This window comes from Brevibacterium sp. FME37 (assembly GCF_014897485.1).
Taxonomy (GTDB): domain Bacteria; phylum Actinomycetota; class Actinomycetes; order Actinomycetales; family Brevibacteriaceae; genus Brevibacterium.
The window spans coordinates 131,287-140,744 of record NZ_JABUYE010000010.1 but is presented as its reverse complement, the minus strand read 5'-3'; the positions used below and the strand labels follow the sequence as shown (position 1 = coordinate 140,744).

Genomic DNA, 9,458 nt, shown 5'->3' with positions numbered 1-9,458 from the left:
GATCACTGGCGCCCAGAGGCACGACTGGTGGACCCCAGCGAAGCGAATATTCAGTTACCCTGGCGGAGTCAACGTGATTGGGCGGTCGGTAGCGCGTTGAGAATTTTCCGCGCCGCCGGCGGGATAGCCGGGGCGAACGTGTTCTCCTGATCACCGATGATGCCCGTGAACTCTCGCAACGGACGTAGCGTCGTGATGATCTTCTTCAACGACTGCCCTGATGCGTCTTGCATAAACCTCGCCACACCCAACGCGGTGAACACGACCGTCAGGTGAGCTTCGATGGCGTCGCGGGTCCGGTGGAACATCGGCCTGGCATCGAGATCTTGGGACTGATGAAGGTTTTGGGGACATCTTGACCTGACATCTCCCTTTGCATCAGCCCCGACGGTTCCAACGGTGGGACAGACAGAAGAGCTGCTGCGCGATATGCTGACGAACGACTCAGCGGCCGAGGCTCGCCAAGAATTGCGCCGGCACTACTTCGGTGAGGGCACAAAAGGTACGTCGACCGTATTGTTCACGGGCGCTATCAGGACACTCACCGCCAACAGGACGACTGAAATGAAGAAATATCATTTCGAGAGCACCAATGCCGAGGCGAGCGACGAATAAGCTCGCCAGTTGCGTTCAGTCCATTGTCCGTGGGCGAACGGACAGGTTGCCGAGTCTCGTCGAGTACCAGTCTCGTTTGCCGGTGCTCTCCGACGTGTAGCTCTTTGGAGGACGAATTCTACGTTTCCCATTCCATGGATCGTGTGGGCGTCTGAGGTAGACGTCGAAGGATTCGTCCTTCGATTCGGAGAACTTGTCTTCGTCAATGTCGAAGGTGATTGTCGCCCCGCGGCCTAAAAGTCGACGCTCGATTGCCGGATCGGTACACAGAAAATATGTGTTCTTCTTCCGTGCTGCGAGAACTAGCTGCAGGGACGCCGCAACGGATTCGTGAGTCGTCTGACTGAGCTCCAGCTCGATTCGTGTTCCCGCAGCAGTTGTGGTGGCCCTGAGCGTCTTCGCACTGATCGCTTCACCGGTTTCTTGCGGATCGACGTTCGGAAGTACTGAAAGGCTCAGGTCCTCCAGGGCTGTTTTCCAGCGCCGGTAGCCGGCCTCGGGAAGATATTGTTTGACAGTCTCCTTTGCGGCCTCCCGCATCGTGGCTACCCGCTCCGGTCCGAGGCCCAGGAACTCCTTAATCTGATTGGCCAACGCTTCGATGTCGCCTAGTGGCGTGATGAAGCCATTCTGGCCCTGAATCACCAGATCTCTGGGCCCATAGGTGATGTCGTAGACGATGGGGATGCAACCAGCACCCATCGACTCCATCATCGCCAGGGGCAGGCCTTCGCTGGTACTTGTCAGCATCGAGAAGGACGCGGACTGGAGGCGTGCTGGTACGTCATTGACATACCCCGGAAGCTGAACCCGATCTTCGACGCCGAGGTCTGCAATCAGGCGTTCAAGCTTCTCGCGCTCGGCACCTTCTCCCAACACGGTCAGGGACACGTCCACTCCCCTGCCCTTCAGCAACGACACGGCACGTATCGCATGATCCACACGTTTGAGCGGAATCAAGTTGGCGATCATCACAGCGTTGTTCGTCGAGCGGTCAGCTTGGGTCTCATCGTGTACTGACCCCACCGGCAATTCTCCGGTGAGCAGCTTGATATTGGCTCCGGAGATACCCTTCGCAGCTATCGCATCGGCCTGCTGCTTGGTCTGCACACCGACCGCATCGAACCGGTCGAAATTGCGCATGGTATCAATTCTGCGAGGAAGGAACTCTCCGTGAGCACCATTCCAGGGGTGACGAAGATGGGATCCGTGCAAGAAGAGGATGAGTGCAAATGTTCTCTCTGTGATTTCATGGATGAATTCGCTGATCTTCTTGTCATCGATGATGAGGACTGCGGGCTCTTCCGTAATCGTCGCCGTAATCCAGGCATTGTAGAAGTCTCGGGGCCGGTTCCATTCGGCGATCGGATCGCCGCCTGCCGAATAGAGGACGAAACGGCGCCCGAGCTTCGGATCGTGAACATCAGTGAGCAGCAAAGTGTTGTCGGGACGCAGATAGTTGCGACGAATTATTCCAGTGGAACTCGATTTGCGAAAGACATCGTAGAACTCGGTGATGCTCTCGACTTCCCCGTCAGCTTCGGGCACGGGATCTGTCGGCGCTTTTCCCCCCAATGCGGCGAGTTCGACGTCAGATCTGCCTCTCAAGTCCTGCCAGATGTTCACCAACTCGACGGATTCATCCATCCGTCCTTCGGAGATGAGCCTAGTACGCGTCACGTCCACGTCCATTCGCGGGCTGAATGTCAGCAGCGTCTGCGACAGAGGCCTCCCGTATTTCTGGAAGCTCCGGATTCGACGCACCGCAGCGGTCGTCATTCCCCCGATCGACTCGGGAATACCCCAGATGGCGTTATAGACATGTAGAGCATCAGTTTTGAGCTCCTTCCCATGTCCGATTTCAGACTGGTCGTGGTCAACGTCCTTGCGCAACAATCGAGAAATGGGTCTCAACGTCGGTGTCCTTCCTCAAACCCGCCTATGTGCTCTCCGACCATGACTGATTTCACGGTACGAGCGCCATATGTCCGTGATGGCGAAGCTGGCCCCTCCAGTTCACGATCTTCGGGCAGTCCGCGGTCTCCCAGTGCGCGCGAATGTTCCATGCGGAGTCCAGTTCGGTGTTCCGGCCGCCTACTGCGACCTGCAGCGAATCGACATAGTTGATTCCGACCGTCTTCAACAGTCCGACGACACGCTCCACGACGCCTTCGGAACGGAGCCGAGCAAGATTGAGCACCGCAACCTGGGGATCAAAGACAATGAAATCTTCGTTGAAATGACTATGGCTGGCGAAGACGAAATCCAGAGCTCCCTCATGATCTTCCTTGAACGCACTGGCTATCCGCCGCATGAGAGTAAGACCGCTGGTCCGGGTCTTCCTCACATCCCTCTTCGCGCCGAGGAGGGACGTGCCCAGTTCTGTCGCTGACAAGTCCGTGATATCGGAGGAGACTTCCCCTGCTGCAGGAAGGACGACGAGTCTGTCATGATCAGCAAAGATCGCTGGCAGCAGAGCCTGGACCAGGTCGTCCGACTCCCGAATACCTGGGGCCGTCACCGGCTTCAGGACGTTGATGGTGCCATTGGTCAGCCTCTCTTGGACGGCATCAACCTGTTGTGCGCCAAGGGCATCAGCTGCCACCCAAAGGCGGTAGGAGCCAGTGGCATGATCGTCGATGGATGAGGCAAGAGTACCCACGAGGTGGCTCTCACCGCTGTTCACGGAAACATAGACATCCGTCGTTCCGCTCTTCGGCTCGGGGCGTTCGACCTGATCTATCGTCGAGGCGATTTCCGCGCTGCTGACATCGGGCAGATGCGCCGTAGCCAGGTATTCATCCGCGAGAGCCATATCGGCTTCGGTAATTTCGATCCATTTGGCATAGATCATCTCCTCCGAAGCCCCCGAGGCGATGAGCGGAATGATCTCGGCAAGTTTGTCGAGGATCCCGGTGCGGATTGCGTCGAATTCGGCGTCGTTGATTCCGTAGAGGCCGCCGAACCGGGAGTCTGATTTGTTCTTGGGTTCGAACTCGACCTCGGCTCCGACTGATCGCGCGGGGAGGTTGGCGTGCAGGCGTGAAGTCAGCACACGCGAGTATTTGTACGCGTAGTCGGCGACCCAGCTTCGAGCGAGTTCGAGGTTTTCGGGGAACGACTTGTCGCGGATCGCCGTGACGGTCTGCTTCTTCTTCGGACCTTTGCCGCCCTTCATCCAGTCGACGAGCAGTGTTCCTGACCGCAGGTCGGGGTCAGGTGTTGGAAAAAGCGTGTCAACGGTCGTAGTCAGGCAACCCGAGAAGAACGCGGGAACACCAACGGCGCGCAGTAGGGCTACTGACTGCCAGTCGCGGCAACCGACCGGTCCGTATTTCTTCAGGTATGCGATGGCATCAGGCGTGAGCATTTCGGGGTATCGGACAAAGACCGACAACAGGATAGGACGGAGATTGGGATGGAACGGGATGTTGAAGGACTTGCCGAAGATGTCATGCATGTACCATCCGAAGGCGATATACCAAGTATCTTCAGGGATGTCTTGGTAGACGTTGCCATCACGGTAGACCTCAACCAGATTGAGTTCAGCCTCGGGACCCGAGTATTTCCTCTCTGCTTTGACCGTTTCGCCCAGTTTCGTGAAGAGCTGCGTGAGACCGCTGTCTCCTGTGAAACTGAGGTTCTCATATCTCAACAGGTGTCCGATTGAGGCGACCGTTTGGATGTAGTCACCGATGTTGCGTGAGCGGATTCCCGGCTGGTCGTAGCTGAGCACACCGAAGTTGCGTTTTCCTTCAGTCGTCGGAAGTGGTTCCAGATGCTTTCCACCCGGGAGCCAGTCACGCATGCGTGTGAGCTCGTAGCGAATGGCCGCGTCCAGTTTGTCGGCGCCCCAGGCGAGACGGTCGTCGACGAGAGTGCGAACGTGGTCGAAGGCGTCGATGCAGAACGCAGATTCAGCGGTGCGCAGCACAGCTTTGGAACTCCACTGTTCAGTATCGCCGCTGTGATTCGAGCGCTCGATGAGCGGCAGCGCTTCGGCCCCGAGCGTATCGATAGCAGTCGGGTAGTATTCCATGGCTGCCGCAGTAATGAGTCCTCGTTCGTTGACACGCTCGAACTCTGCCCAGGCAGCTGCAGGGTCTGATGCACGGTAGTAGGCCATGCCCAACAGTGTTCGTCCGATCTGACTGTGCTCAGGGCGGCCCCGCAGGTTCAATCCGATGGATACGACCTCTCCATGGTGCCCCGCATCAATCAACGCTCTGCCGGACTCCACCATTGAGGATTCAATTGACGAACCCCTGATCAACGATTCGGCCAGGGTCGAACCGGCCCGTATCCGTTGAAGTTCTCGCAGTTTGGCGTCGGCTTCCTTCTTGGTCGGTGCAACGGTCCACCCGTCGACGTCTGCAGCAGTAGGACCTTTGAGCGAAGTCGCCAGATCCCGGTAGGAACGCGCAGTGACTGCTGCGATCTTCTTCGCGCTGCCCGCGGGTTGTGCCTTTCCTGGAGCGCCGGTGGCATTGCGCTCTCGCACATACCTGGTTCCCGATGCCCGTTCAACTGTGGGGAGAGCACGACGAGCAATGCCGTGTACCACGGGCTTCACCAGCTCTCGTCCCTTGCTGATGAGCCTGTCAGTTGCGTTTCGCTGATTGGTCACTCGCCTAGTCCTTTGCAGAGGTGTCGGTGATCTGTCGGTAGTCGCGAACCCGTGATTTCACGGTATCGAATTTGTCTGTTCAATGAGCTGATCTTCGAACCTTTTGTCGCTCATTCGAAGGTGCCCAGCCCAGTGTGACGCAGCCTGTCGTTGAGTTGAGGTGCAAGGGTCTTAGCGTAGGTGGCCGTGATGTGAGCAGTATCGAAATAGGTGATGACTCCCCCGATGACCGGTTCACATCGACCGTCCGGACAGAACCAATCTTCCGGGTAGATGATCGACATATGCTTCGATTCCACTGCCTTCGCCGATTCTGCGAGGGGATCCATCCAGTGCCACGATTTCGGCGTTCCTGAGCATTCTTCGAGCTCGTCCTCATGCGTGGCTACGCAATCAGGTACCTGGATATCGTCTCCCCCTGGATAAGGTGTATCTCTGATGACAACAACGTCCAGCTTGGCGTCCGTCCAGCTCTCCAGTATTTCCTTATGCCCTGCTGGGGCCTTCTTCTCAGTCTCTTCCCACGACATTCCCTCCAACGGTGTTGACTGCCGTTCCGAGGTGATCACTGCGTCGAACCCGCCTGATGTGGTGCGATCGACAACCCAGTCGGAATAGTCCTGACAACCTTTGATGCCCTCTGGAGTGCCGAGGTCCTGCGGAAGGGTCGATATGCTGCAGTTCGATGCCAGGAAGGTCGTGATCGTCCAATCGTTTTCGTCAGCCAGACGCTCCAGCGCCGGCAGCCAGTGGCCAGCGTGGGAATTGCCGACCAGTGCGACCTGCTTCTCGCCGTCACCATACGTGCATTCGGGTCGATCCGTGTATGGCTCGCTCGACCAGCACCCATCCGCGTACGCCTTTGATTTATCTTTCTTAGCGGCAGCCGGCTCCATCAACAAGGAGTCCGTGCCATCACACTTAGGGTTGGCCTTCGCGCTCGGCAACAATGCCGCGGCACCTAAGCAGGAGTCTGGGTCAGAAAGTGCGGATTGCAGGTTCTCCTTGTTCTGCTCGACAATCCGGTCTGAGACCCACATCTGGCTCAGACCAAGCGAGCCGACGACTGTCATGGCCACTATCGCGAAACCAAACGTCCTTCTCCGGTTACGCAACAGTGAGGTCTTTCGGAAACGGTTCTCAACCCACGTTGTGGACGCCCACGCGACAATGAGTGAAACAAGAATGATCATTGCTTTGTCTAAGCGGCCAAGGTTCTCCGTGGTGCCCAGCTTCTCGGACAAGTATGGAACAAGGACGATCAGCGGCCAGTGCCAAAGATAGACGGAATACGAGATGTCACCCAGGAACTGTGCAGGCCGCAACGATAGGAGAGGAAGTACGGAGAATCGGCCGCGGGAGTCAGCGACGATCACGAGTGCAGTGGAGACGACTGGAACAAGAGCGATATAGCCGGGGAACGGCATGTCCGCGCGAATAAGGAATGTCCCTGCGACGATTCCTGCCAGTCCGACCCACCCGATCAGTGAGCTGAAGGGGAGGCGCTTCGGACGAATATAGCTGACGAACACCGCCACGAGTCCACCAGTCGCCATCTCCCACATGCGAGTCGGGGTGATGAAGTAGGCCATAGCCGGCTGCACGACCGTGAACCAGATCGAGAAGATGAGTGAAGCAGCGAAGACGCCGACAATGGTGAAGCCGACGACCTGTTTGGGTCGCTTGGCTTTCACCCCGATCAGGAAGGCGAGTCCGATGAGCATGGGCCACACAAAGTAGAACTGCTCTTCGACGGACAGCGACCAGAAGTGCTGCACCGGAGACTGAGCATTGTCCGCCGCGAGGTAGTCGACGCTGGAACTCGCGAAGTCCCAGTTGACCACGTATACCGCTGCGGAGAAGATCTGTCGTCCTGTATCGACCCAGATCGATTGAGGAGCCACAAGGTATGTGGAGACTCCGACGAAGAGGAGCACGAGCAGGGAGGCCGGCAGGAGTCGGCGAATCCGTCTCGCCCAGAAGTCAGTCACGTCTCGCCAGTTCTTCGGCGGAGACTTGATCAGGTGACTGGTGATGAGGAACCCGGAGATGACGAAGAAGACATCTACGCCGATGAATCCGCCGACGAAGCGATTAGGCCACAGATGGTAGAGCAGGACGACCCCGACGGCCAAAGCCCGCAGACCTTGAATATCGGCGCGGAATCCCGACCCGCTCGGTTTAGCGTCCGTGCTCGGCGGTCTTTCAACGTGGGTGGATTTCAACTGCATGTATCGCTTCCAAAACACTTCTCGTCTGGCGGGATCGGACCCGGCTGTGGTCGCTGTCGTTCCTCGTTTATGCAGGTCGTTGTTAGGCGTGCGTACCGATTCTGATCGAGCGAGATGAGAAATTCTGCAGAGCCTGATGCCGATCCGCTCGATGCACGCACCTTTTCGCCTCAGATGATGGGAGGACGTCCGTGTCGAGACATCCGCAGCACACCCCGTTTCGACAATTTCTGTCGATCCTCACCCTCGGCCCACGGATCCAGTCGCCAGCCTGCACGCCAGCCTTCCATCCAAGCTCGGAGCTGGTGAGGCTTATTCGCCCATTTCACACACTGCATCAGCGTCCATGAACCGACGTAGGCCCAGCTGAAGGGCCACGGCAAATTACGGCGAGCCAGCCAGACACGGTTCCGTGCATTCATGTAGAAGTATTCGTCATGCCGTCTGGGATCGATCACAGGGTGCGCCACAACCAGGTCTCCCATGTACCAGACTATGTAGCCTGCATCCCACACGCGCCAGGCGAGCTCAATGCCTTCGTGGGCGTACCAGAATGGTCCCGGCCAGCCGCCGCACTCGTCGAATGCCTTCCGCTGCATGCAGACGGCACCTTCCCACACTGAAAAGACGTTGGAAGAATGCTCGGCTTCGCCCTTCTTCAATCGGGGAATCCACCGTTTCGGAGCATCCGGCCCGCCCGGTTCTTCGACACGAGGTTGGATCAGACCGATTCTCGGTTTTGTGCGCATCAGCGCAGCCATGCGCATCAGAGTGGTGTCGTCGGGCAACCATGCATCGTCATCGAGGAAGAACAGGAATTCGCCTTTGACGTGCGGCACTCCGGCGTTGCGTCCGGCGGGGATCCCTAAGTTCTCCGGCAGTCCCAGGGTCTTGACCTCGGCCGGGATCCCCTCGGGTTCCCATCCGTTGCCGACGCACACAACGTCGAGGTCGACACCCTTCTGCGCCAACAGAGACTCAAACCCGCGGTTGAGGTCCTCGAGTCGCTTCCCCTGGGAAAGCACGACAACACCGAACGAATATTTGCGGCTTTCTTCGAATCGCTGGGACAGAATACGGGAAGAATCGGTCATGACAACCTCCTCGAGGCCATGATCGACATGAAGTGTCCGATGACCGACAAAAGACACAACGGCGCCAGAATCACGATCAGCCAACGTTCACCGAAGAGCGGAGCCGCACCAGCTGATGATGCGATCAGAGTCACGATGATCGCGGCCAAGGCGAGGAGGGACATCTCCACGGAATGATAGATGCGATGGAACGGTACGAATCGAGCAGCTCTTTTCAGTTTCGCGACAAAACCTGGGTTCAGAGCAGTAGCTGCCTGCGAGTCCGCAAGTTTGTCCAAACCGTTGAACGCTCTGGACACGTGAACCATGTCGTTGAGCGCCTTGTTGAGCAGGACGAAACCAGCGAGGACAGTTCCGGCCAGCAAGTACGGGTACGTTCCGGCGGGATCGTCGCTGAGGTTGTTCCACTCCCCCACGGCTCGCACACCAAGAGCCACGGCAACCAGGCCCTCCGTGGTGTAGTGCCCGACTTTGTCAAGGAAGACGCCCTTGGCTCCACTGGTCCCACGCCATCGGGCCACTTCTCCATCACAGCAGTCGATATACATCTGGACCTGAGAAAAGAACACGGCAAGGACTGCGCCCCAGATCCCTGGGATGAGCAGACTGGCCGCAATGCACCAGCCGGCAAGAATCATCAGACCGGTGACCCCGTTGGCGCTGATCCTCGTTCTCACGAGGAGCATCGTGAAATAGATCGAAATGTGCCTGAGGTAAAGCTGTGCACTCCAGTGCTCAGCGTTCTTCCGACTGCGAACTTCGATCGGCTGGGCCTTAGCCCGAAGCTCAGCCAGGGTCGGGTGGCTCTGCGGTTCACGTGTGGGCACACCCGCTCCTCTCTGCTTCAAGGCATCTGAATAGTGTTTCGAAGCATTCTACTGTGGACACAAC

7 protein-coding genes are annotated in these 9,458 nt (G+C 57.7%); 1 reads left to right on the top strand and 6 read right to left on the bottom strand.

The window, feature by feature from the left end:
• Positions 1-68: 68 nt before the first annotated feature.
• Positions 69-308, bottom strand: coding sequence for a hypothetical protein (locus INT29_RS13065; RefSeq protein ID WP_226841986.1), 240 nt, complete (start codon positions 306-308; stop codon positions 69-71).
• Positions 309-399: 91 nt separating this feature from the next.
• Here INT29_RS13065 and INT29_RS13060 point away from each other — a divergent pair, with 91 nt between their 5' ends.
• Positions 400-615: a hypothetical protein gene (locus INT29_RS13060; protein WP_193071911.1), complete on the top strand. Its 216-nt coding sequence runs from the start codon at positions 400-402 to the stop codon at positions 613-615.
• 15 nt (positions 616-630) lie between these two features.
• On the opposite strand, the gene INT29_RS13055 is transcribed toward INT29_RS13060, so the two are convergent.
• The 5 genes from INT29_RS13055 to INT29_RS13035 form a co-directional block, all read right to left on the bottom strand.
• On the bottom strand, positions 631-2,529 hold the full coding sequence (locus INT29_RS13055) for a glycosyltransferase (RefSeq protein WP_193071910.1): 1,899 nt from the start codon (positions 2,527-2,529) through the stop codon (positions 631-633).
• A 52-nt stretch (positions 2,530-2,581) separates the two neighbouring features.
• The gene (locus INT29_RS13050) at positions 2,582-5,242 is read right to left on the bottom strand and encodes a hypothetical protein (RefSeq protein WP_193071909.1); all 2,661 of its coding nucleotides are present in this window, start codon (positions 5,240-5,242) and stop codon (positions 2,582-2,584) included.
• Between the two features lie 110 nt (positions 5,243-5,352).
• Positions 5,353-7,473 (bottom strand): acyltransferase family protein, encoded by a 2,121-nt coding sequence (locus tag INT29_RS13045; RefSeq protein WP_193071908.1) that lies wholly within the window; start codon positions 7,471-7,473, stop codon positions 5,353-5,355.
• A gap of 170 nt (positions 7,474-7,643) precedes the next feature.
• Complete coding sequence (locus tag INT29_RS13040) at positions 7,644-8,567, bottom strand: glycosyltransferase family 2 protein (protein WP_193071907.1); 924 nt, start codon at positions 8,565-8,567, stop codon at positions 7,644-7,646.
• Complete coding sequence (locus INT29_RS13035; protein WP_319020904.1) at positions 8,564-9,394, bottom strand: CDP-alcohol phosphatidyltransferase family protein; 831 nt, start codon at positions 9,392-9,394, stop codon at positions 8,564-8,566. Before INT29_RS13035 ends, INT29_RS13040 begins: the two co-directional genes overlap by 4 nt.
• Positions 9,395-9,458 lie beyond the last annotated feature (64 nt).

Coding starts and splice junctions, on each gene's coding strand:
- INT29_RS13065 (WP_226841986.1), bottom strand. CDS start 308: ATGTTCCACCGGACCCGCGACGCCATCGAAGCTCACCTGACGGTCGTG.
- INT29_RS13045 (WP_193071908.1), bottom strand. CDS start 7,473: ATGCAGTTGAAATCCACCCACGTTGAAAGACCGCCGAGCACGGACGCT.
- INT29_RS13040 (WP_193071907.1), bottom strand. CDS start 8,567: ATGACCGATTCTTCCCGTATTCTGTCCCAGCGATTCGAAGAAAGCCGC.